Source organism: Brevundimonas sp. (genome assembly GCF_051858995.1).
Classification (GTDB): Bacteria; Pseudomonadota; Alphaproteobacteria; order Caulobacterales; family Caulobacteraceae; genus Brevundimonas.
In genome coordinates this window covers 122,437-146,627 of the sequence record NZ_JBHYGN010000010.1, presented here as the reverse complement: position 1 = coordinate 146,627, position 24,191 = coordinate 122,437, and the positions used below count along the sequence as shown (strand labels likewise).

Below are 24,191 nucleotides of genomic sequence, written 5' to 3'. Positions count from 1 at the left end.
CCATGATCGCCCTGGACCACTGGCGGCTCCGCGACTGTGCACCCGGAGAGGGACAGCCCACGACCGAGGCCGACGACTGGATCCCGATCCGCGCCCCCGGCGACGTCTATCAGGCCCTGATCGAGGCCGATCGGCTGGCCCATCCCTACAAGGGCCGCCACGAGGCGGACGCCGCCTGGGTCCGGGATCGCGAGTGGTGGCAGCATACGACCTTTGAGGCCCCTGCCCTCGCCCCCGGCCAGAGCGCCGAACTGGTCTTCGACGGGCTGGACACCTTCGCCGTCGTCTTCCTCGACGGGGTCGAGATCGGCCGGGCGGACAACATGTTCCGCCGCTGGACCTTCGACGTCACCGGACGGCTGACGCCCGGCGCGCAGCACACCGTCGCCGTCCGCTTCGATCCGCCCGCCACCGCCGCGCCGCACCGGCCCTTGCCGATCTGGAGCGCCTTCACCGACCGCATCAGTCGCTCGCGCCGCAACGCCATGCGCAAGGCCCAGTTCGGCTGGGGCTGGGACTGGGGCCCCGACCTGCCCACCGTCGGCGTCTGGCAAGCCGCGCGGCTCGAAGTGCGCTCGCCCGCCCGCATCGCCGACGTCCGCTTCGCCACCCTGTCCGCCACCGCCGACCGCGCCGAGGCCCGGATCGAGCTGGCGCTGGACGCTCCGGCAGGCGCCCGCGTCGAAGCGACCCTGACCGACCCGGACGGCGCCGTCGTCTTCCGCCACGAAGCTCCGGCGGACGCCTCGCTGACCCTGCCGGTCAGCCTCGACCAGCCCCGCCTGTGGTGGACCGCCGACCTCGGCGAACAGCCCCTGCACAGGCTCAGCGTCATCCTGTCCGCCGACGGCCAGACGCTGGACCAGACCATCCGCACGGTCGGCCTGCGCACCATCGCTATCGACGAAAGCCCCGATCCGGACGAGCCCGGCGCCACCTTCTTCCGCTTCGTGCTGAACGGTTGCCCGCTCTTCGCCAAGGGCGCCTGCTGGGTCCCCTCCACCTCCTTCGTCGCCGACGTGGACCAGGCCGCCTACGCCCGCCTTATCGACCAGTCGGTCCGCGCCAATATGAACATGATCCGGGTCTGGGGCGGCGGCGTCTATGAGCCGGACCTCTTCTACGAACTGTGCGACCGGGCAGGCCTCCTGGTCTGGCAGGATTTCATGTTCGCCTGCGCCCATTATCCCGAGGACGACGCCTTCGCCGCCTCGGTGCGCATCGAGGCCGAGGAGCAGGTGCGCCGCTTGCGCCATCACCCCAGCCTGGCGGTCTGGTGCGGCAACAACGAGAGCCAGGCCATGCACCGGATCAACAACGATATGGCCGGCGAGGACGGCGTCCTGTCCGGCCTCAAGCTCTACGACGAGGTCCTGCCCGAGGTCCTGTCGCGCCTCGATCCGGAAACGCCCTACCGACGCGGCAGCCCCTGGGGCGGGCCGAACCCGAACAGCATGAAGGCCGGCGACGTCCACGACTGGACCGTCTGGCATGGCGTCCCGCCCATTCCCGACGACGCGATGATCGGCGACTTCCAGTCCTCGCCGGAGGGCGTCGGCTATCCCCGCTACGCCGAGGATATGTCGCGCTTTGTCAGTGAGTTCGGCCTGCAGGCTGCGCCCGCGCTGGAGACGCTGAGACGCTGGATGGACCCGGCCGATCTGACGCCCGAGAGCGAGGGTTTTCTGGCCCGCATCAAGGACGAGGCGCGCAAGGCCGACGCCATGATGACCCCGGTCACCGGCCTGCCCACCACCCTGCGCGACTACGTCGATTTCACCCAGTGGTGTCAGGCCGAGGGGCTGAAGTTCGGCATCGAGCATTTCCGCCGTCGCCGCCCACACTGCTCAGGCGCCCTCCTGTGGCAGCTCAACGACTGCTGGCCCTGCGTCAGCTGGAGCCTGATCGACTGGGACGGGGTGGAGAAGGCCTCGTTCCACGCCGTCCGCCGCGCCTTCGCTCCGGTACTGGCCTCCTTCAAGACCCTGCCGGAGGGTCAGGTCGAACTCTGGATCACCAATGACACGGCGACGCCTGTCACCGGCGAGGTCGTCGTCACTCAGGAAAGCCTGTCCGGCGACATCCGCGAGCAATGGACCGTTCCCGTCAACACGCCCGCCGAAGGCCATCAGATCGCGTGGCGCGGCGCGGCGCCGACCGGCAATGACCTGATCCTGCACGCCCGCTCCGCCGACGCCGCGTTCGAGCGCGCCCGCCTCCTGTCGGCCCCGATCCGCGACCTCGAACTGATCCCGGCCCGCCCGGTCGTGACCATGACGCGTCTCGGCCCGACCCGGCTTCAGATCGATCTGCGCGCCGAGGTCTGCCTGCTGTTCGTGCATCTGGTCTCGGCTCGCCCCGACCTGCGCTTCAGCGACAATCATTTCGACATGGTCGCGGGCGAAACACGGCGCGTCATCGTCGAAGGCTCGACCCTGCTCGGGGCCGAAGACCTGATCGTCCGGTGCTGGAACGATCGAACCGACAAAAGCGGCCTGTAGAACAGCGCTCCACGTCAAAATAGCCAGAAATCAGACGCTTGCCGGAGCGTTAAGCTCAGCTTAACCTCCACATCAGGTTGGGGGACCGTCGATGTTCGCGTCCTCGCGTCTGGCCTGACGGCCTGTGGGGACTTCGAATATGCCGACGATCAACGGAACCGGTGCGTCCGAGACACTGACCGGCGGTAGCGACGCCGACATCATCAATGACGAAGTCGGCGGCAACGACATCCTGCGCGGGATGGGCGGCAACGACACCCTCCACTTCTGGCGAGGCCAGAACGCGCCGATCAACACCCTGCGGGCCGAGGGCGGCGATGGCGACGACCTGATCGACTACTACGTCTTCAACGCCAGCAACGCCGTCCTCGACGGCGGGGCGGGCAACGACAGGTTCCTGATTTGGGCCGCCGCCGGCAACGTCGAGATCACCACCGGCGCGGGCGCCGACATTCTCGACTTCTCGGTGCTGAACCCGACCTGGGGCGGCCAGATCGTCGTGACGGACTTCACCGCCGGCTTCCTCGGCGACCGGATCGTCTGGGACAGCCCGACCTTCAAGATCTTCGACATGCTCACCGGCTGGAATGGCGGCAACCCCTTCGCCTCCGGCCATCTCAAGCTGACCCAGGTCGGCGCCGACGCGGTCCTGTCCATCGATCTGGACGGCGCGGCGGGGGCGCAGGCCGCCCTCACCCTCATCACCTTCCGCAACGTTCAGGCCCACACCCTGGTCGCGTGGAACTTCGGCGGCCTCGACCCCAACGGCGGCGGCGTCCCGGGCCAGACCTTCACCGGCACGGCGGCGGCGGACCGGTTCTTCGGGACCAACGGCGACGACATCATGACCGGCGCCGACGGCGATGACCTCATTCAGGGCCGCAACGGCAATGATCGGATCGAAGGCGGGGCGGGCAACGACAGTCTGGGCGGCGGCGACGGCGATGACATCATCTACGGCGGTGCCGGCAATGACACCATCGGCGGCGGCGACGGTGTCGGCAACGATCTCTATGACGGGGGCGAGGGCGACGACTACATCTCGGCCCAGCGCTTCGCCTCCTCCGACCACGTCCGGCTGTACGGCGGCGACGGCGCGGACGAACTTCATATCAACGGCGACGGGCCTTTCTCGGCCCTGCTGGACGGCGGCGCGGGCAATGACCGCATCTATCTCGACGGCTTCCTCTACGGCGACCTGACCATCGCCACCGGCGCCGGGGTCGACACCATCCACATCGGTCGGTTCGAGAATCCGACACCGACGATCCGCGTCACCGACTTCACCGCGGGCACTGGCGGCGACGTCCTCAACTTTCAGAACATGCTCAACTTCTCGCTGGTCGGATGGAACGGCTACAATCCCTTCCAGCTCGGCTTCACGCGTCTGGTGCAGGACGGCGCCAACGTCCTGCTCATGGTCGACCGCGACGGCAGTGGAACCGTCCACGACTGGATCACCCTGATCACCTTCGCCGACACCCTGCGGACCGACTTCACCGCCGCGAACTTCGGCTACAACCCGCTCGCGACACCCGGCCAGTTGTACAACGGCACGGCCGAGAACGATGTCTTCAACGGCGCCGGCGGCGATGACGTCATGCAGGGCAATAACGGCGATGACGTCCTCAACGGCGACGCCGGCGATGACAGCCTGATGGGCGGTTCGGGCCGCGACATCCTCGCCGGCGGCGAAGGCAATGATCGCCTCGACGGCGGCCAGGGCGGCGAGACCTCGCCGGCGGAACTCGGCGGCGGGCAATATCGCCCGGGCGGCGACGTCGCCGACTACCGCACCGCGACCCGCGGCGTCACCGTAAGCCTTCAGCTCTACGGGGCCCAGGACACCGGGCAAGGTCTCGACACCCTCGAGAACATCGAGGACCTGTACGGTAGCCAGTTCGACGACATCCTGACCGGGACGGTCATCGGCTCCAACCTGCTGGAGGGCTTCGGCGGCGCGGACCGTCTGACCGGCGACAACGGCAACGACATCCTGCTGGGCGGGGATGGCGACGACATCCTGAACGGCGGCTTCGGCAACGACATCCTTGAAGGCGGCGCGGGCTTTGACATCGCCGTCTACGCCGGGCCGCGCGCCAACTACACCATCATCACCAACGCCGAGGGCGTGACCAGCATCATCGACAACTCAACCTACGGCCAGACCGACACCCTGCGCGGGGTCGAGCGGCTACAGTTCGCCGATGGCCTGTACACGACAGCTGGCGAACGCCTTCCCAACATCGTCAACGGCACCCCCAATGCCGACAATCTGGTCGGCGACAGCGGCGTGGACCACATCCTCGCGGGCGATGGCGACGACACCCTGACAGGCGGGGCTGGCAACGACACCCTCGACGGCGGGGCGGGCCGCGATACGGCGGTCTTCTCGGGCGCCCGGTCCGCCTACACCCTTTCCATCACCAACGGTGTCACCACGGTCGTCGGCCCCGACGGCACGGACACCCTGACCAATATCGAGCGCCTTCGCTTCGATAACGGCCTGTACGATCTGGCGGGCAATCCGCTGCCCAACGAGATCAACGGCACCTCTTACGCCGACACCCTGAACGGCACGGCCGGGGCGGACCTCATCGCGGCGGGCGACGGCGATGACGTGATCACCGGCGGGGCCGGGAATGACATCATCGACGGCGGCGCGGGCTTTGACACGGCGGTCTTCGCCGCGGGCGTCGCCCCCTATTCGATCACGGTCAGCAACGGCGTCGTCACCGTGGTCTCCAGCGAGGGCGTGGACAACCTGACGAACGTCGAGCGCCTGCGCTTCGGCGCCATCGAGCTGGCGGTCAGCGCACTCGGCGCCGGCGTGACCCTGATCGGCACGGCGGCCGGCGAAACCCTGACCGGCGGAACGGGCGATGATCAACTGTTCGGTTCGGCGGGCAACGACGTCCTGAACGGCGGCGCGGGCTCCGACACGGCCGACTACTCGGGCGCGGGCGGAGGCGTGACGGCGCGGATCGATCTGCAGACGGCGTCGAACGACGGCGACGGCGGGTCGGACACCTTCACTTCGATCGAGAACCTGACGGGCTCGGCCTTCAACGACCTGCTGATCGGCGACGGCGCGGCCAACATCCTGATCGGCGGCGCGGGCCGGGACGTCATCCTCGGCGGCGGTGGCGACGACATCATCCATGGCGGCGCCGATGTGCCCAACGAGCTCTACGGCGGCGCGGGCAACGACACCTACATCGTCGAGAACCGCTCGGACTCTATCTTCGAGAACGCCGGCGAAGGGATCGACACCGTCCTGACCGCCGTCTCGCAGATCAACCTGGCCGCCCATATCGAGAACCTGACCTACACCGGGACCGGGAGCTTCACCGGCGTCGGCAATGCGGTGAGCAACGTCATCACCGGCGGGACCGGGCGCGATGTCCTGCTGGGCCTCGGCGGCGACGATATCCTGATCGGCGGCGCGGGCGCGGCCAATGAACTGTACGGCGGCGCGGGGAACGACACCTATGTGCTGGACGTCGCCGACTCGATCATCGAGGGCGTCGGCGACGGGATCGACACCGTCCAGCTGCGCGCCCTGCGCAACTACACCCTCGGCGCCAACGTCGAGAACGGGACCGTCGTCGGGACCGGCGACTTCATGCTGAACGGCAATGCGCTGGACAACGTCATCACCGGCGGCGACGGCAATGACACCCTGCAGGGCGGGGCCGGCAACGACACCCTGCACGGCGGGGCCGGGATCGACACCCTGACCTACATCCTGTCGACGGCGGGGGTCACCGCCCGCCTCGACTTGGGCCGGGCGACCAATGACGGCCTGAGCGGGACCGACACCTTCACCGGCTTCGAGAACCTGACCGGATCGAACCTGCGCGACACCCTGATGGGCAATGCGGACAACAACATCATCGACGGGGCCATCGGCAACGACGTCCTGCTCGGCTTCGACGGCGACGACATCCTGATCGGCGGCTCGGGCGGAGGGGTCAACGAGATGTACGGCGGGCGCGGCGACGACCTCTATATCGTCGACGCTGCAGACACCCTGATCGAGCTGGCCGGCGAGGGCATCGACACCGTCCTGACCACGATGGGCAACTTCACCCTCAAGGCCAATATCGAGCACCTGACATATGTCGGCCCCGGAAACTTCGGCGGCACGGGCAACGCCGAGAACAACACCATCACCGGCGGCGCGGGCCACGACACCCTGGCCGGCCTCGGCGGGGACGACACCCTGGTCGGCGGCGCGGGCAACGACCTGGCCCTGCTTCAGGGCGTGCGGGCCAACTACGTCTTCACCCGGATCGAGGGCGGCTGGCGCGTGGTGGACTCGGTGGCGGCCCGCGACGGGACCGACACCCTGCTGGGCATCGAGGCCGTCCGCTTCGCCAATGGCGAGGTGCTGGTGCTGAGCTCGCTGATCCCGCCGGCGGCGACGCCGGAGGTCATGGCCCGGATGTCGGACAAGACCCTGTTCGACGACGCCTTCGTCCTGCCCCCGCTCGACGACAACGCCTTGGTCCTGCCGGATCTCGTCGCCGACAAGGTCTGGGCCGACCTGCCGCAGGTCCTGCCCGTCGCCGACGATCTGTTCGCGGGCATCGTGATGGACGGGGTCGCCCCGGCGCATACGCCGCTGCACGGCCATGCCGATGGCTTCGGCGAGGGCACGGTCCGGGACTGGATGATCTAGGACGCCTGAAAGGGCGTCGGGCCGAGCGCCCGGCGCCCGCTCATCCCCTTGTGGGCATCCGCCGCAGACGCCTTCCCCTCCCCGGTCAACCTGCCTAGGGTCGGCTCTTGCAGACGGGCGGAGGGATTTCCATGCGGCGGATCGGGCACAACGCAATGCTGGCGGCGGTGTTCGCCACCCTGACACTGGGCGGCTGCGCCACGGCCCAGGAAGCGCCCCCCGCCCCGCCCCCGCCCTATGACGCCGTCGATCCCTTCATCGGCACGGCGGGCAAGGGCCACACTTTCCCCGGCGCCGTCGCCCCCTTCGGCATGGTCCAGCTCAGCCCGGACACCGACTTCCGCCCCTTCCGCCAGTCCTATGACTGGGCCGCGGGCTATCGCTACGACGACCCGACCATCCTCGGCTTCTCGCACACCCATTTCTCGGGCACCGGCCACTCGGACCTCGGCGATGTCCTGATCACCCCCATCTCGGGCGAGGTGCGCTGGGACGCAGGCGATCCGGCCACGCCCAACTCCGGCTATCGCTCGCGCTACAACAAGGCCTCCGAGGTCGCCGAGCCCGGTTACTACGCCGTCAGCCTGACCGACTCCGGCGTCCGCGCCGAACTGACCGCCGGGGTCCGCGTCGGCCTGCATCGCTACAGCTTTCCGCGCTCCCAGCCCGCCCGCATCCTGCTCGACTTCCGCCCCTCCATCTATGACTACCCGGGCAAGGTGCTGTGGTCGCGCATCCGCGTACATCCGGACGGCACCGTCACCGGCTTCCGCGAGACGCGCGGCTGGGCGCCGGGTCGCCAGCTCTATTTCGCCATGCGCTTCTCCAAGCCGCTGGTCGGCTACCAACTGCAGGATCGTGACAGCGAAATCCCCTACCGCGGCTTCCGCCAGCCGGGCCGAGACATGACCGACCGGGCTCAGGTCCAGGGCCGCCAGCTCGAGGCCGCCTTCGACTTCGGCTCCATCGCCGGACCGCTGCTGGTCAAGGTCGCCGTCTCCTCGGTCGACGAGGCCGGGGCCATCCGCAATCTGGAGTCCGAGGGCGGGACCTTCGACTTCGACGGTGTCCGCGCCCAGAGTCGCGCCGCGTGGACCGAGGCGCTGGGCGCCGTCGACATCACCGCCCCGGAGGAGATGCGGACCAGCCTCTACACCGCCCTCTACCATTCGCTGATCGCGCCTTCGGTGCACGGCGACGTGGACGGGCGCTGGCGCGGGCCGGACAATGCGGTCCATCAGTCGGACTTCACCGTCCACTCGACTTTCAGCCTGTGGGACACCTTCCGCGCCCAGCACCCGCTGCTGACCCTGGTCCAGCCCGACCGCCGCAACGCCGACATGATCAACTCTCTGATCGCGGCCCAGCAGGTCAGCCCCTACGACATCCTGCCGGTCTGGTCCTTCGCGGGTCAGGAGACCTGGACCATGATCGGCTACCACGCCGTCCCGGTCATCGCCGACGCCTACCTCAAGGGCGTTGACGGCATCGACGGCGAGGCCGCGCTGAACGCCATGGTGGCCAGCGCCACCTACCGCCCCTACGGCGGGCTGGGCGACTATATGGACCTCGGCTGGGTGCCGATCGATCGCGAGCCCGAGGCGGCGTCCAAGACCGTCGAATACGCCTATGACGACTGGACCATCGCCCGCATGGCGGAGAGGCTGGGCCGCACCGACGTGCAGGCCGTCTTCGACCGTCGCGCGGGCAATTGGCGCAACACCTTCGACCGCGAGACCGGCTTCGTCCGCGCCCGTCTGGCCGACGGCAATTTCCGCACCCCGTTCGATCCGACCGCCATCAACTACGGCTCGGACTACACCGAGGGCAACGCCTGGCAGTATTCGTGGTTCGTGCCGCAGGACATGGCCGCCCTCGTCACCGCCATGGGCGGCGACGCGGCGACGGTGACCAAGCTGGACGCCATGTTCGACTACGACAACACCGGGCTGGACTACTCCCACGCCGAGGACATCGCCGGCCTGATCGGCCAGTACATCCACGGCAACGAGCCCAGCCACCACTCGGCCTACGCCTATGTCTTCGCCGGCGCCCCGTGGCGGACCCAGGCCCGGCTGAAACAGATCATGGACACCCAGTACCACCCCGGCCCCGCCGGTCTGGCGGGCAATGACGACGTCGGCCAGATGTCGGCTTGGCTGATGTTCACGGCGCTGGGCTTCTATCCGGTCACGCCGGGCTCGGGCCAGTACGTCATCGGCCGCCCCTTCGTGGAGCGCGCGGTGCTGAACCTGCCCAACGGCAAGACCTTCACCATCTCCACCGAGGGCCTCGCCGACGAGAACCTCTACGTCCAGTCCGTCAGCCTCAACGGCCGCCCTCTGGGCCGCACCTGGATCGGCCACGACGAAATCCAGGCGGGCGGGGAATTGCACTTCGTCATGGGGACCGAGCCCAACCTGATGTGGGGGACCACGGCGGCGGAACGGCCGTATGCGATGAGCGGGTATGGGGGCTAGGAGCGGGGCCCAGCCGGTGCGAACCATTTAGCAGCTATGGTCAGGACCGTTCCAAATGCAAAGAGACTGGCCCGCACGCCAGTTATGATGTCGAGGTGCCAGACTGAGGGATCAATCGGTTCATGGAAGCTCCAGAAATGCTGATTGCCCGCTGCAACGGCCTCGCGGACATCCTCAGATCCCAACGCCATCCAGATCATCACTAGTTGCTCGTTCAGCGACACGTAGTGGCCATAAGGAATCTGGGCAGCTGTGCTGTCTTCAAAGAACACCTGCCAGCCGACAGAAATGAGGATGAAGCAAAGTCCAATTGCTTCAATCTTCCCGGATCGAATGCCGATCCACCGCGCTCTCCTTTTCCAGCGGAATTTTCCGAGCGGGTTCACCTCACAAACCCCCTCAGCACACACGCCTCCGTGCTCAGTTGCAGCCGGTCCAGATCAATCCGCTTCGGCTCGGCGAACATGATGAAGTAGTATTTCATCTGCTCCGACCACCAGTAGCCGGGGCAGTTGTCGCCCTGCTCCATCGGCCGGGTCGTGATGTCCTTCAGCGAGGTGTAGCCATAGGCCGCCTTCGAGGTGGTCTTCATGTTCTGATAGTGCAGCGCCGTCAGCACGCGGTAGCGCTCGTCCCGGTCGCCCAGCCACAGGTTCAGGCAGGCGTCGGCGAACTCGGGGCGCAGGCCGGTGCGGACGCCGCGCGGAGTCCGGGTCCGCACATCCGTCGATTCCGGGATGATGACGTACTGCTCCTGCATCTCCGTATAGGTGGCCAGGAAGTCGTCGCCCGCCGCCTTCAGACCGACCTGCCCCAGCAGCCCGGCCAGATAGGCGCCCAGGACCGTCTGTGAGTAGCCGGTCGTCTCGGCGGTCTCATAGTCCACCATCGGGAACCACAGGCGGCCGTCGAACAGCTTGCCCTGATGGGCGACCATCGCGCCCATGCATTCCTCGGCCCAGCGCTTCATGTCCGTGTCGCCGAACAGCTCCCAACTGTCCCACAGATATTCGTAGAAGCTGTCCGCATAGACGTCGATCGAGGCGTTGCGGCTGATGAACTGGCCCGTCTCGGCGTGGATGTTGGCGGCCATCAGCCCCTTGTCGGAGCGCATATCCAGCGCGTGCTTCATCGCCCGCTTGGCCGCCGCATAGTAGCGGTCGTCGCCGGTCAGCTGCCCCAGCACGCCGAACTCGGTCGCATAGGTGCCGATCTCGGCCAGATTGGTCTCCGGATCGCGCACTGCCCCGGTCTTCAGGTTCACATAACGATACGGCAGGCCGTGCGGCGAGGCGTCGAACGCCTTCATCAGCCGGTCGGCCAGGTCCTTCGCCTTCTCCAGCAGCACCGGATCGCCGCACGCCAGATGCGCCGACACCAGACCGCCGACCAGACGGATATTGGTCTCGAACACCTGCGAATAGGCGTCGACGTCGAACGACAGGCTGGACTTCACCCAGTCCACGCCCGCCTGGAACTCCTCGTCCAGCTCCATGATCCAGAGGGTGTCCAGCGCCTCGACCAGCGACAGGCCCAGGTCATGGCCCTCGATGAAGAAGGACCGCGCGGTGCCGCTGACCGGATTAATCTCGTCCTTGCCCCAGGCCTTGGCGACATAGTGGTCCCAGGCCCATTTGAACTCGGCCTTCACATCGGCGCCCAGCGCCGCCCAGTCCTCGGATTTCCAGCCGGATTGGGCTTTCGCGGGCAGCCCCTTCAGCCCCAGCGCGGCGAGACCGCCCGAGAGGGCGAGGGCATGGCGGCGAGTCAGTCGGTTCTGGATCATGGCCCACCCTATCGCGACGACGGACGCCTGCAACGGGGGTTCAGCGAACCCCGCTGTCCATCGCCGTGCAGGCCGCCACGAAAGCCTCCGGCACGGGCACGGTGCGGCGCGGTTCATCAGGCGCCACGCAGACATAGGTCAGGCCGATGTCGGCCATCAGCTCATCACCCCGGAATACCGCCACGCGCGGCTGGAACGACGTTCGGCCGAACCGCTCGATCCGCGAGCCCAGCCTCAATTCCTCGTCGAACCGCGCCGAGGCCCGGAAATCCACCGACGCCCCCGCCGCGAACATGTCGATGCCCAGGCTGGCCAACCCGTCCACCCCCGGCAGGCCGACCGCGCGCATGTATTCGGTCATCGCGACGTCCGCGTAGACCAGATAGTTCGGATTGAAGACCACGCCCTGCATGTCCACCTCGGCCCAGCGCACGCGCAGGGGGTGGAAGAAGGCGAAGTCGGCGGGGGTCGAGGGAATGTCGAAACCGGGCATGGCGACACGCTAGGCCGCCCGTTCAACGGCCCGCAAGGCGCCGCCACGTCAGCGGAGGGGCCTTCAGCCGAAAGCCGCCAGCCCCTGCCCGGCCATCCATGGCGGCTCGGGCATGGCCGCGCGCGCCTGCGCCTGCGCCCGGGTCCAGCGGTCGTGCAGATCGGTGAAATAGGGATCGTCCGCCTCGATCCGGCGCACGTCGCCGCTGATCATGTCGCGGCGCAGGGTCAGCATGTCGAAGGGCGCGCCCACGCCGACATTGCTGCGCATGGTCGTAGAGAACGAGATCAGACCCAGCTTCACCGCCTCGGCCAGAGGCGTATCGCCATGCACCCCGCTGACCAGGATGGGCTTGCCGTATTTGGCCTCGCCGATCTGCAGGAAGGGCGTGTCCGGCCCGCACTCGATGAAATTGCCCTGGCTGTAGATCAGGAACAACTGCATCGGCCCGCCGGCGATCTGGCCGCCCAGCAGCATCGAGGCCGAGGTGTTCAGGCTGTCCGCCTCCAGCGTCGGAGCGATGGACTGGCGCACGCTGCGCAGCGCATGGCCAAGAAGTTGAGCGCAACGGAACAGGCTCGGGGCCGTCTCCAGCGTCTCGGGCGGCTCGCCGACGTTCAGGTGCACGCCCTCGCGCACCATGGCCAGCGCCGTCTGGGTCACCGACAGATTGCCCGCGGTGGCGACGGCCAGAACCCGCTCGCCCGGCTGATCGACGACGTGCAGCTTGCGATAGGAGGAGATGTTGTCGACGCCCGCGTTGGTCCGGGTGTCGGCGATCATCGCCAACCCTTCATCGACCAGCAGGCCTACGCAATAAGTCATTGGACGTGTCGTATCCCGCGAACGTCATAATCCGGCTGACCGTAACAGATTCCCGCGACGTTCGACCCCGCGCCTACGCCTGTTGCTGGCCCTGTTGCATGTCGGCATCACGCACCGTCAGCTTGACCGCTAGCGTCTCGCCGCTGCCGCCGTAGCTCGCGCCCCGCACGGGGGCCGCGCCGCGATAGTCCAGCCCGGTCGCGACGCGGACATACCGCTCTGTCGGGCAGATGCCGTTCGCCGGATCGAAGCCCACCCAGCCCAGCCCCTCGATCCAGGCCTCGGCCCAGGCGTGGGCGGCTTCCTGATCGGCCCGGTCTCGGCGCGCCAGATGGCCCGAGACATAGCGGGCGGGCACGCCCATATGCCGCGCGCAGGCGATGAAGACGTGGGCGTGGTCCTGACAGACCCCCCGGCCCAGAGCCAGCACCTCGCTGGCGGTGTGGGTCGGCGTCGTCACCCCGACCTCGAAGGCCACCGAGCCGTGGATGCCCGCCATCAGCCGGTGCATCCGGTCCAGCGGCGGATGGGCCAGAAATTCGGACGCGAAGACCGAGATCAGCTTGTCCCGCTTGGTCAGCTCGGTGTCGCGCAAGAAGACCAGCGGCGACAGTCGTTCCTGACCCGGCGGGATTACCCCGGCGGTGTCGGTCGTCACCACCTCGCCCGTCACCCGGATGGTCAGGCTGTTCGTCGGCTGCTCGGTGTACAGGGCGTGGACGATGTTACCGAAGGCGTCCTCGGACCGGCGCAGGCGGGCGTCGACGTCGGTCTCCACCTGCCAATGGCGCACCGTCTGGGCCTCGCTCGAGCGTGGTGTCAGGCGCAGGCTCTGGATGATGAAGCGGGCCGCCCGGTCATAGGTATAGGTCGTGGCGTGGTCGATCCGGATACGCATCAGCTCAGGTACTGTTCGGTGATGGCCTGCCCCAGCCGGCCGTTCTCGTTCAGGAAGCTCTGGATGTACTCATGCAGGCCCGCCTGGAAGATGGTCTCGATGCGCGAGTTATCAAACGCCCGCATCCGGTCGGCCGCGATCCGCTGCGCCGGTCCGCGCCGCCCATAGTCGCTGGCCAGCTTCTCCAGATAGCGCACGATCGAGGCCTGGCAGCTGGCCAACGAGCGCGGCATCTGCCGGTTCAGCACCAGAAGGTCGGCCACCAGCCACGGCTTCACATTGTCCCGATAGACCCAGCGATAGGCGGTCAGGGCCGAGACCTCGCGAAGCAGGGTCGTCCACTGGAAGTAATCCAGCTGCCCGCCCACCCGCTCGCCCTCGGGCAGCAGCAGATGGTATTTCACGTCCAGCAGGCGGGCGGTGTTGTCAGCCCGTTCGATGGCCGCGCCCAGTCGCAGGAAATAGTAGCCGTCGTTGCGCAGCATGGTCCGCGACGCCGCGCCCTCGAATGACAGGGTCTGGGTCTTCACCCACTCCAGGAAATGGCCGAAGTCGTCGCGCCGGGTCGGCTGACCCTGCTCGGCCAGACCGTTCCAGGCGCCGTTGATCGCCTCCCACAGCTCGACCGTCAGGGCCGTCCGCACCGACCGCGCATTGGTCCGCGCGCGGGTGATGCACGAGGCGATGGACGATGGGTTCTCGGGCGAGAAGGCCAGATACTCCCGCACCGACTTCTCGGTCGGCGCCCGGCCCAGGGCCTTGGGCGCGCCGGCCGACGCCAGGGCGCTGGCCCACACCGTCTCGGCGTCGCCGTCGCCCCGCGTCGGAATGGCGGCCAGCCGGATCGTGGCTTCCAGAATCCGGGCGAGGAAATCCGCCCGCTCGATATAGCGGCCCGTCCAGTACAGGCTGTCTGCGGTTCTCGAGAGCATCAGACGTCCAGCACCCAGGTGTCCTTGGTTCCACCGCCCTGGCTGGAGTTCACCACCAGCGAACCCGGCTTCAGCGCCACGCGGGTCAGGCCGCCGGGCGCCACCTTCACCCCGTCGGGGCTCGACAGCACGAAGGGCCGCAGGTCGACGTGCCGCCCCTGCAGTTCGCCCTTGTCCAGCGTCGGCGCGGTCGACAGAGCCAGCGTCGGCTGGGCGATGAAGTCGTCCGGGTCGTTGATCAGCTTCTTCCGGAAGCTCTCGATCTCGGCCTTGGTCGAGGCCGGGCCCACCAGCATCCCATAGCCGCCCGAGCCCCCAACCTCCTTGACCACCAGGTCGCCGAGGTTGGCCAGCACATGTTTCAGCGCATCGGGCTCGCGACATCGCCAGGTCGGCACATTGTTCAGGATCGGCTCCTCGCCCGTGAAGAAGCGGATGATCTCGGGCATGTAGGTATAGACCGCCTTGTCGTCGGCCACGCCGGTGCCGACCGCATTCGCCAGGGTCACCGTCCCGTTCTCATAGGCGTTCATCAGCCCGGGCACCCCAAGGGTGGAATCCGGGCGGAAGGTCAGCGGATCCAGATAGGCGTCGTCGATGCGGCGGTAGATGACATCCACCTGCTGCCGCCCCTCGGTCGTGCGCATGTAGACCTTGCCGTCATCGACGAAGAGGTCCCGCCCCTCGACCAGCTCCACGCCCAGCTTGTCGGCCAGGAAGCTGTGCTCATAGTAGGCCGAGTTGAACGGGCCGGGGGTCAGCACCACGATGGTCGGATCGCTCCCCGCCCCTTCCGGCGCGCAGGCCCGCAAGCTGGCCAGCAGCATGTCCGCATAGGTCTCGACCGGCCGCACCGGATAGTCGGCGAACAGGTCGGGGAACAACCGCATCATCATCTCGCGGTTCTCCAGCATGTAGGAGACGCCCGATGGCGTGCGGCAGTTATCCTCCAGCACGTAAAAGCCGTCCTCGCCGGTCCGCACCAGATCCACGCCCGCGATCTGCACCCAGATGTCGCGCGGCGGTCGGCGACCCTGCATTTCGGGCGCATACTGCGGATTGGTCAGGATCAGCTCGGCCGGGACCACGCCTGCCTTCAGGCACTCCTGCTTGCCATAGACGTCGGCAAGGAAGGCGTTGATGGCCGAAACGCGCTGGACCAGCCCCTTCTCCAGTCCCGACCACTCCGATGCCCCGATAATCCGCGGCACCACGTCGAACGGGATCAGCCGCTCGGCCGATTCCGCGTCGCCATAGACGGCGAAGGTGATGCCCATCCGGCGGAAGAACAGCTCGGCCTGACGCGACCGTGCCTGCAGCAACCCCTCGGGGGCGTCCGCCAGCCAGCGCGCCAGCCCGCGATAGCTCTCGCGAACCTCGCCGCCGTAATCGGGCGCTCCACCGGACATCTCATCAAAGGCCATGCCGCCCCCACCGCAAGGTAATATGCAGCGTGACCCGACTAGCGACGCTCGCGCAACAGGAATGTTGCGCTGCGGCAAAGGTTCAGCCGAAAACGGACGACCTCTGATAAATCAGCGCGACTGGATCGTCGTCACCCGGTGATCGGCGAAGCGCAATCGCCCGTGGCGATCAGGGTGCCGACGGCGGCGATACGAAGCGAGGTCTTCATGGTTGAAGACCATCGTTACGCGGAGCGAACCACTAACGGCTCCCGACGCCGCCTCCAAGGCCAAGGCTGTAAGGTCCCCGTGATCGGGCGGAACAGCCCGTCCCCCCTCCTGTTCACGGCTTTCCCACTCAAGAGGAGCCCAGGACCATGCAGAACCCTTTCCGCCCCCGTTCCCAGGATGACTTCGGCCGCCGCCATCCCGACGATGATCGGAGTTGGGAAGCCCGCGACCGCCGCTACGATGAAGACACCAGCTGGTCCGAGGGCGACGGCGGCCGCACCGCCGACGCCTGGCGGCGTCAGGGCCAGTATGAGCGCTATGCCTCCGGCGACCGGGACGCCTACCGTCAGGGCGAGCGCGACCGTCCGTCGGGCTGGTCCGCTGACGGCTCCCACGACCGCCGCCCCTATTCCAGCCAGCCCTCCTCCGACTACGGTCGGGACGCGAGCTATCGCCCGTCCACCCGCTACGGCCAGAACCCGTCCCGCGATCAGGACTATGGCCGCCGTGACTCCGGCTGGGATCAGGGCCGCCGGGACGGGGCCGACTACTACGGCCATTCCACCGGCTATCCCGACCGCGGCTACGCCCCCGGGGCGCAGATCTGGCAGGGCCGGGATGAGGACGGCCGGTCGTCGCGGTCCCAGCACGATTTCGAGCCGGACTACCTGCATTGGCGCGAGCAGCAACTGTCCAACTTCGACCGCGACTACACCGACTGGCGCAGCGAGCGACGCGAGAAATTCTCGACCGACTTCGACAGCTGGCGCAGCAGCCGTCCGCGCGTCCAGGCCGAGAACCCCATCGTCGGCGATGTGTCCGACGGCGGGGTCGGCGACGCATCCGATGTCAAGAAACGCTAGAGGACGCCCCGGCGTCTGATGCCAGGATCTGATGAAAGGGGTCCGGCCCGCGCCGGGCCCCTTTTCCATGCGCCGCCCACGGAGGAAGGGTCACGGCTTCGACGTCTCAGGTTCATAACCCGGTCGCCTGATCGTAACTTCGGCGGCATACAGCCCCGCTAGTTCGATCTCCTCACTCCCCGGGGGCTGTCATGATTCACCGTGTTCAACGTTCTTCCACCCTGCTCGGCGCCAGCGCCCTGGGCATCGTCTGGGTCCTCGCCGGCGGCGCCGCCGCCCAGGACGCCGAGCCCGCCCAGCTCGACGAAATCGTCGTCACCGCCCAGCTGCGCGAGCAGCGGGTCACCGAGGTCCCCTTCGCCCTGACCGCCTACAACGGCGAGCGCCTCGAGAACCTCGGCGTGCAGGACTTCGAAGAGCTGTCGGCCTTCACCCCCGGCTTCCTCGTCCAGAACCAGTCCCCCAACAACCCGGGCTTCGTGATGCGCGGCATCACCTCGGACTCCGGCGCCGCCACCGCCGAGCCCCGCGTCTCGGTCTTCCAGGACGGCGTCTCCATCTCCAAGTCGCGCGGCTCCTATGTCGAACTGTTCGACCTCGAGCGTGTCGAAGTGGCCAAGGGCCCGCAATCGACCCTCTACGGCCGCGGCGCCCTGATCGGCGCGGTCAACGTCATCCAGAACCGCGCCCAGCCGGGCGAGTTCGACGCCGCCGGCCGCTTCGGCATCGGTGATCTGGACTACCGCATCGGCGAGCTGATGGTGAACCTGCCGGTCGGCGACACCGCCGCCATCCGCTTCGCCACCCGCATGAAGACCCGCGACGGCTACGTCGACAACCTGCTCGGCGGCGACAACTACAACAGCTTCGACACCCAGGCCTTCCGCCTGTCGGGCGCCTTCCGTCCGATGGACGGCCTGCGCGTCGACGTCATCGCGAACTACCAGGTCGATGAAGCCGCCGGCACCTCGTTCAAGTCCATCGCCTTCACCCCGCAGGACCCGACCACCGGCGCCGTCCTCGGCTCGCGTGAGCCCTGGTCGGGCGCGGCCCTGACCCCGTCAGCCCTGTTCGACGGCGGCAAGACCCTCGGCCTGGACCGCGACGTCTGGGGCGTGACCGGCATCGTCTCCTACGACCTGTCGGACAGCCTGACCCTGACCTCGACCACCGCCTACCGCGAGTTCAGCTCCTACGAGACCTTCGACGCCGACGGCGTCTCCCTGCCGATCCTGACCGCCGCCGAAGAGGCCTATGGCGAGCAGACCAGCCAGGAGTTCCGCCTGAACTATGACGGCGGCGGTCGCCTGACCGGCTTCATCGGCGCCGGCTACTTCTCGGAAGAGGGCTACCAGCGCACCCCGACACAATTCGACGAGCGCATGGCCCTGGCCCAGCTCTCGGGCGTGCTGGACGGCAACCCGCTGGCCGTCGGCCAGACCACCCTGCCCGCCGCGGCCTATCCGACCGTCGCCCAGGGCGTGATCACCCAGCTGCTGACCCCGCTGGGCGCCGCCGGTCTCGCCGCCCCGATCGCCGCCAACCTGAAGTCGGCGCACATCGAGACCCCGATCAACGCGTCGGAACTCGAGTCCTTCGACCTGTTCGCGGACGCCACCTACGCCTTCACCGACCGCCTCGAGATGTCGGCGGGCATCCGCTACACCCGCGACGAGAAGACCACCGGCTACGCCTCCAGCGTCCAGAGCCGCTCGATCCTCGGCGGCCTGCTGGCCATCCAGCAAGGCGCCGTGCCCCCGGCCCAGATCCCCGGCCTGCTCGGCGCCCTGGCCAACCCGGCCGCCGTCAACCTGCCGGCCACCCTGCTGCCGCTGTTCGGCCTGACCGCCCAGCCGACCGCCAACAACGGCGACTTCACCTACGGTGAACTGACGGACGAAGGCGTCACTTGGCGCGTGACCGCCCGTTACGCGTTGTCGGATGCTGCCAATCTGTACGCCAACTACGCCCGCGGCCGTCGTCCGGAAGTGCTCAGCCCGGTCGGCCCCTCGGCCCCCGGCGGCCCGGTGACCTTCAAGCAGATCGACGCCGAGACCGTCGACAGCTTCGAGATCGGCGCCAAGACGGCCCTGCTGGACAACGCCCTGCGTCTGGACGGCGCGGTCTACCTCTACAACTACGAGAACTTCCAGACGACCATCCAGGACGGCGTCCAGTTCGTCGTCACCAACGCCGGCAAGGCCGAGGCCTACGGCTTCGAGGGCCAGGCCGACTGGCTGGTCGCCGAGAACCTCGAGGTCTTCGGCGCCTACAGCTTCAACCACTCGCGCTTCAAGGCGGGCATCTTCGACGGCAACCACCTGCGCCTGTCGCCTGATCACCGCGCCTCGGTCGGCCTGACCTGGACTCTCCCGGTCGCCGGCGGCGCCTTCCAGATCCAGCCGACCTACAGCTGGCAGTCGGAAGTCTTCTTCGACGACGACAACGACCGCACCGACCTGCAGGCCGACAACCTGGTCGCCGACCTGATCGTGGACGAGGTCCAGAAGAGCTATGGCCTGCTGAACCTGCGCCTGCGCTACACGCCGAACCACGGCAACTGGTCGGTCGAGGCCTTCGCCGACAACCTGCTGGATGAAGAGTTCATCAAGGACGCCGGCAATACGGGTGATGCGCTCGGCATGCCGACCTTCATCGCGGGCGAGCCCCGCACGGTCGGCATCGTCTTCGGCGTCAAGTACTGAGGTAGGCGTATGTCCCTTCACCGTCGTGGCCTTCTGGGCCTGTTCGGCGCCGGCGCGGCGGGCGTCAGCCTGCCCGCCGCCGCCCAGTCGGCTCAATCGGTCCGCTTCGAGCACGGGGTCGCCTCCGGCGATCCCCGCGCCGACGGCGCGGTGATCTGGACACGCGTCACCCCGTCCGATCCGTTCGCCCGGTCGATCCGGGTGGACTGGTCGGTCTGGCGCGACGGCGACGCCTCGGCCGCCGTCGCCGGGGGCACGGTCGAGACCGGCCCGGCGCGCGACTTCACGGTGAAGGTCCCCGTCACGGGGCTCCAGCCCGGCTTCGAGTATCGCTACGCCTTCACCTCGGGCGAAGAGCGTTCGCCGCAGGGCCGGGTCCGCACCCTCCCGGTCGGTCCCACGGCCGACGCCGTCTTGGCCGTGGCCTCCTGCCAGCTCTATCCGGGCGGCTATTTCAACGCCTGGGAGGTGGTGTCGAAGCTGGATCGCCTCGACGCCGTCATCCATCTGGGCGACTACATCTATGAATACGGCGCCGAGCCGGACTCCTACGGCATGGCCACCGGCGCGCGCCTGAACCGCACGCCCCAACCGCCGCACGAGATCGTCACCCTGGCCGACTACCGCCAGCGTCACGCCCAGTACAAGACCGACCCGGACCTGCAGGCCGCCCACGCCCGCGCCGCCTTCATCTGCGTCTGGGACGATCACGAGGTCGCCAACGACACCTGGTCCGGCGGGGCCGAGAACCATCAGTCCGAGACCGAAGGCGACTTCCTCACCCGCAAGGCCGCCGCCCTGAAGGCCTATTTCGAGTGGATGCCGATCCGCGAGCCGGAAGGCGGCCTGACCGAAGACGCCATCTACCGCAGCTTCGAGTTCGGCGATCTGGCCAGCCTGCTGATGGTCGAGACCCGCCTGCTGGCGCGTACGGAGGCGCTCAGCTTCGCTGCCGACATGCCGGTCGTCGGCACGGGCCGAAACGCCCGCCCGGACGTCGACGGCTTCCGCGCCAGGCTGAACGCCCCCGACCGCGACCTGCTGGGTGACGCCCAGCGCGACTGGATCCGCTCCACCCTGACCGCCTCGCGCGAAGCCGGTCGTCCGTGGCAGATCATCGGCAACCAGGTCGTCATGGGCCGGGTGCAGGGTCCGGACATCACCAAGATGGCCTCGCCGCTCGAGGTCACCGTCCTGCTGGCCCGCCTGCCCGCCGCCGTCCGCGCCGAGGTCCGCCAGTCGATCGAACTGTTCAAGCTGGGCGTGCCCTTCAACCTCGACAGCTGGGACGGCTATCCCGCCGGTCGCGAGCGTCTGTACGGCGCCTTCGCCGACGCGGGCGTCCAGCCCATCGTCCTGGCCGGCGACAGCCACGCCTTCTGGGTCAATGACCTCAAGGACGCCTCGGGCCGGCGCGCGGGCGTCGAGTTCGCCACCAGCGCCATCTCCAGCCCCTCCCCCGGCGACCATGTGAAGGGGGTGCCGCTCGGCGCCGCCCTGAACGCCGCCAATGAGGAGGTCCTGCTGTGCGACCAGTCGGCCAAGGGCTTCGTCCTGCTGACCCTCACCCCGACCGAGGCCAGGGCCGAGCTCCACACCGTCTCGACCATCTTCGAAAAGCCGTATCAGGCCTCGGTGCTGAAGACGTTCACCGTGGCGAAAACCGCTGACGGCAACGGGCCGCTGATCGAGAGCTGACCTCCCTCTCCCGATGGGAGAGGGAGACCGCGCACGGCGGCGCAGCCGTCGTCCTTGCGCGGTCGGGTGAGGGTCGGATGTCGGAAGCGGCGAAGCCGCCCCTCGACAGCAACCCCTCACCCTTTCGCGCAGCCACTCGCTACGCTCGCGGGCGCTCAAGCCCTCTCCCGCCGGGAGAGGGTTACTGCTCCCGCGGCCCCGCGTTCTTCACATACTGGTCCAGCCAGCGGACGGTCTCCCACAGCGTGTGGCCGACCGACTCCCGCGCGCGATAGCCGTGGGCTTCCAGCGGCAGCACGACATAGCGCACCGTCGCCCCCTGCCCCTTCAGCGCCGCGTAGAAGCGCTCGGACTGGATCGGGAAGGTGCCCGAGTTGTCGTCCGCCTCGCCGTGGATCAGCAGGATCGGCTCATTGACCTTGTCGGCGAAGGCGAAGGGCGACATCGCGTTATAGGTCTCCGGCGCCTCCCAGTAGGTGCGCTGCTCGGACTGGAAGCCGAACGGCGTCAGGGTCCGGTTATAGGCCCCCGACCGCGCCACGCCCGTGCGGAACAGGTCGGTGTGCGCCAGCAGGTTCGCCGTCATGAAGGCGCCGTAGCTGTGCCCGCCGATGGCGATCTTGTCGCGATCCGCCACGCCCAGCGCCACCACCGCATCGACCGCCGCCTGAGCGTCCGCCGTCAGTTGGGCGATATAGGTGTCGTTCGGCTCGGCGCCGTTCTGGCCGATGATCGGGAAGGACGGGTTGTCCAGCACCGCATAGCCCTGGGTCAGCAGGAACAGGTGGCTCGAGCCGCCCGGGCGCACGAAGCGGTTGGCGGTGTCCACCACCTGACCGGCCACGGCGGCGTCGGTGAACTCGGCCGGATAGGCCCACATCACCAGCGGCAGCGGGCCGTCACGGGTCTTATCATAGCCGGCGGGCAGATACAGCGTGCCCGACAGCTGCACCCCGTCAGCGCGGGTGTAGGTGATCAACTCGCGCGACACGCCGGCCAGTTGCGGCGCCGGATCGGCGAAGCGGGTCAGGGCCGTGGTCGTCCCCGCGTCCAGATCGCGCACGAACAGGTTGGACGGATCGACCTTCGTCTCGCGACGGGTCACCAGACGGCGGGCGCCGTCATCCAGCACGCCGAGAATGGCCTCGAACTCGCCGTTGGCCGAGGTCCACAGCCGCTCCGCCTGACCGGTGTTCAGGTCCATGGCGGCGAGGAAGGGATACTCCCCCTCCCGCGTCGCGCCCGCGCCGGTCATCAGCAGACGGCCGTCGGCGGTGAACTGCGCCACGTTGAAGCCCTGGGCGTTCGGCTCGGTCAGGGGCGAGCCCGGATCGTCGTAGCGGGCCTGATAGTTCCGCTCCAGCAGCACACGGTCCGTCCCTGGGTTCGATGGATCGACGACATAGCGGGTCTCGTGGCGGGTGTTGAACCAGCGGCTGTTGACCAGCGCCGTGTCCGCATCGCCCCAGATCACGCCGCCGTAGCGCTCCTTCAGGTCGATCAGGGTCGTCGGCTGGGCGCTGAACGGCGCGGCCAGCATGAAGACGCGGTCGCGCACCTCCGCCTCATTGCGCGGATCGCCGCCGTCCTGCGCCTCGGTCCACACCAGGGTCGACGGCGCGTCGGCGCGCCACTGCACCGAACGTGGCCCCGTCGCCACGGCGTCGAAGGCGGTCGGGATGTTGTCGCGCAGCGGCAGGTCCGAGACCTGATGCACGACCCGGCCCTGCAGATCGAGCACCCGCGTCTCGGACGGGAACAGGCCCGCCGGGACCACATAGCTGTAGGGCTTCTTGACCGTCGTGGTCAGCACATAGCGCCCGTCCGGCGAGGTGCTGGCGCCCAGATAGACCGCAGGCGCGCCCAGATCGCGGGCGCCGCGCCCGTTGATCGGCACATAGGTCAGTTGCGAGGTGAAGTAGTGGTCGAACAGGGCCTCATCGACCGGATCACTCAGCAGGTCCTGATAGGTCCGCGCCGGGGCGACCCGGCCCATGCTCTCGGCCACGATGGGGCCGGCGGGCGGGCGACTGGCGTCCGGCGCGGCACCCCGGTTCGCCGGCGTCAGCCGCACCACCAGACCGGCGCTGTCCGGGGTCCAGTCGAAGGCGCTGCCGGTCACGGCGTTGACCCGCGCCTCGGTCAGCTTGCGCGCCCGGGCCGAGGCCACGTCCACCACCCACAGCTCCAGCCCGGTCGGCGCGTCCATCAGCAGGGCGATGGACTTGCCGTCCGGCGACCAGCTCGGCGACAGGAAGCGGGCGTTGGCGGGCAGTTGCACGGTCCGCACCGCCCCGCCGTTCACCGGCTGGAAGCTGAGGCCCGTCAGCCAGGTCACCCGGCTGTTGGCCTGACCGTTGTTGCGCGGATTGATGCGATAGCCGCCCAGCCGCAGCATCGGCTCGGCCAGCTCGGCGATGGGCGGCAGGTTCGAGCGGTCATACAGGGCCAGCGTCGTGTGATCCGGGCTCAGGCTCGCGCTCGGCGTCGGCTTGGTGTCCAGGATCTCCGCGATGGGCGCGGGGGGCTGCTGATAGGCCAGCGGCTCCTGCGCCAGCGCCGGACCCGCGATGGCGGCCAGCAGGACAAAGGCGGGCAGAGCCCGGGCGAGCAGACGATGACGCATGAGAATAAGCCCCGGATGGCCCGCCGACTTGCGAGCGGCGGCACGCTAGGGCGCTCAGGCGAGTCT

Annotated in this window: 14 protein-coding genes; 6 read left to right on the top strand and 8 right to left on the bottom strand. The window is 68.3% G+C overall.

The window, feature by feature from the left end; all coding sequences use genetic code 11:
* Positions 1–2 precede the first annotated feature (2 nt).
* From ACTIEF_RS11755 to ACTIEF_RS11745, 3 genes are all read left to right on the top strand, one after another.
* On the top strand, positions 3–2,501 hold the full coding sequence (locus tag ACTIEF_RS11755) for a glycosyl hydrolase 2 galactose-binding domain-containing protein (RefSeq protein ID WP_439472330.1): 2,499 nt from the start codon (positions 3–5) through the stop codon (positions 2,499–2,501).
* A 139-nt stretch (positions 2,502–2,640) separates the two neighbouring features.
* Positions 2,641–7,185 (top strand): beta strand repeat-containing protein, encoded by a 4,545-nt coding sequence (locus ACTIEF_RS11750; protein ID WP_439472329.1) that lies wholly within the window; start codon positions 2,641–2,643, stop codon positions 7,183–7,185.
* A 131-nt stretch (positions 7,186–7,316) separates the two neighbouring features.
* Positions 7,317–9,665 carry a GH92 family glycosyl hydrolase gene (locus tag ACTIEF_RS11745; protein WP_439472328.1) on the top strand — a complete coding sequence of 783 codons (2,349 nt, stop codon included), beginning with the start codon at positions 7,317–7,319 and terminating at the stop codon, positions 9,663–9,665.
* On the opposite strand, the gene ACTIEF_RS11740 is transcribed toward ACTIEF_RS11745, so the two are convergent.
* From ACTIEF_RS11740 to ACTIEF_RS11710, 7 genes are all read right to left on the bottom strand, one after another.
* Positions 9,662–10,051, bottom strand: coding sequence for a hypothetical protein (locus tag ACTIEF_RS11740; RefSeq protein ID WP_439472327.1), 390 nt, complete (start codon positions 10,049–10,051; stop codon positions 9,662–9,664). The two genes, ACTIEF_RS11745 and ACTIEF_RS11740, sit on opposite strands and share 4 nt — an antisense overlap.
* The gene (locus tag ACTIEF_RS11735) at positions 10,048–11,451 is read right to left on the bottom strand and encodes a glycoside hydrolase family 47 protein (protein ID WP_439472326.1); all 1,404 of its coding nucleotides are present in this window, start codon (positions 11,449–11,451) and stop codon (positions 10,048–10,050) included. Before ACTIEF_RS11735 ends, ACTIEF_RS11740 begins: the two co-directional genes overlap by 4 nt.
* 40 nt (positions 11,452–11,491) lie before the next feature.
* Complete coding sequence (locus tag ACTIEF_RS11730) at positions 11,492–11,944, bottom strand: acyl-CoA thioesterase (protein ID WP_439472325.1); 453 nt, start codon at positions 11,942–11,944, stop codon at positions 11,492–11,494.
* Positions 11,945–12,007: 63 nt separating this feature from the next.
* On the bottom strand, positions 12,008–12,769 hold the full coding sequence (locus ACTIEF_RS11725; RefSeq protein ID WP_439472324.1) for a peptidase: 762 nt from the start codon (positions 12,767–12,769) through the stop codon (positions 12,008–12,010).
* A gap of 73 nt (positions 12,770–12,842) precedes the next feature.
* The gene (locus ACTIEF_RS11720; RefSeq protein WP_439472323.1) at positions 12,843–13,667 is read right to left on the bottom strand and encodes a transglutaminase family protein; all 825 of its coding nucleotides are present in this window, start codon (positions 13,665–13,667) and stop codon (positions 12,843–12,845) included.
* Positions 13,667–14,599, bottom strand: a complete 933-nt coding sequence (locus tag ACTIEF_RS11715) for an alpha-E domain-containing protein (protein WP_439472322.1) — start codon at positions 14,597–14,599, stop codon at positions 13,667–13,669. Before ACTIEF_RS11715 ends, ACTIEF_RS11720 begins: the two co-directional genes overlap by 1 nt.
* Positions 14,599–16,023, bottom strand: a complete 1,425-nt coding sequence (locus ACTIEF_RS11710) for a circularly permuted type 2 ATP-grasp protein (RefSeq protein ID WP_439472321.1) — start codon at positions 16,021–16,023, stop codon at positions 14,599–14,601. The genes ACTIEF_RS11715 and ACTIEF_RS11710 overlap by 1 nt, the downstream gene beginning before the upstream one ends.
* 356 nt (positions 16,024–16,379) lie before the next feature.
* Between ACTIEF_RS11710 and ACTIEF_RS11705 the strand changes: the two genes are divergently transcribed.
* From ACTIEF_RS11705 to ACTIEF_RS11695, 3 genes are all read left to right on the top strand, one after another.
* On the top strand, positions 16,380–17,096 hold the full coding sequence (locus ACTIEF_RS11705; RefSeq protein WP_439472320.1) for a hypothetical protein: 717 nt from the start codon (positions 16,380–16,382) through the stop codon (positions 17,094–17,096).
* 191 nt (positions 17,097–17,287) lie between these two features.
* Positions 17,288–19,801 carry a TonB-dependent receptor gene (locus ACTIEF_RS11700; RefSeq protein ID WP_439472319.1) on the top strand — a complete coding sequence of 838 codons (2,514 nt, stop codon included), beginning with the start codon at positions 17,288–17,290 and terminating at the stop codon, positions 19,799–19,801.
* A gap of 9 nt (positions 19,802–19,810) precedes the next feature.
* Positions 19,811–21,499, top strand: coding sequence for an alkaline phosphatase D family protein (locus tag ACTIEF_RS11695; RefSeq protein WP_439472318.1), 1,689 nt, complete (start codon positions 19,811–19,813; stop codon positions 21,497–21,499).
* Positions 21,500–21,680: 181 nt separating this feature from the next.
* On the opposite strand, the gene ACTIEF_RS11690 is transcribed toward ACTIEF_RS11695, so the two are convergent.
* Positions 21,681–24,125: a prolyl oligopeptidase family serine peptidase gene (locus tag ACTIEF_RS11690; protein ID WP_439472317.1), complete on the bottom strand. Its 2,445-nt coding sequence runs from the start codon at positions 24,123–24,125 to the stop codon at positions 21,681–21,683.
* Between the last annotated feature and the right edge of the window lie 66 nt (positions 24,126–24,191).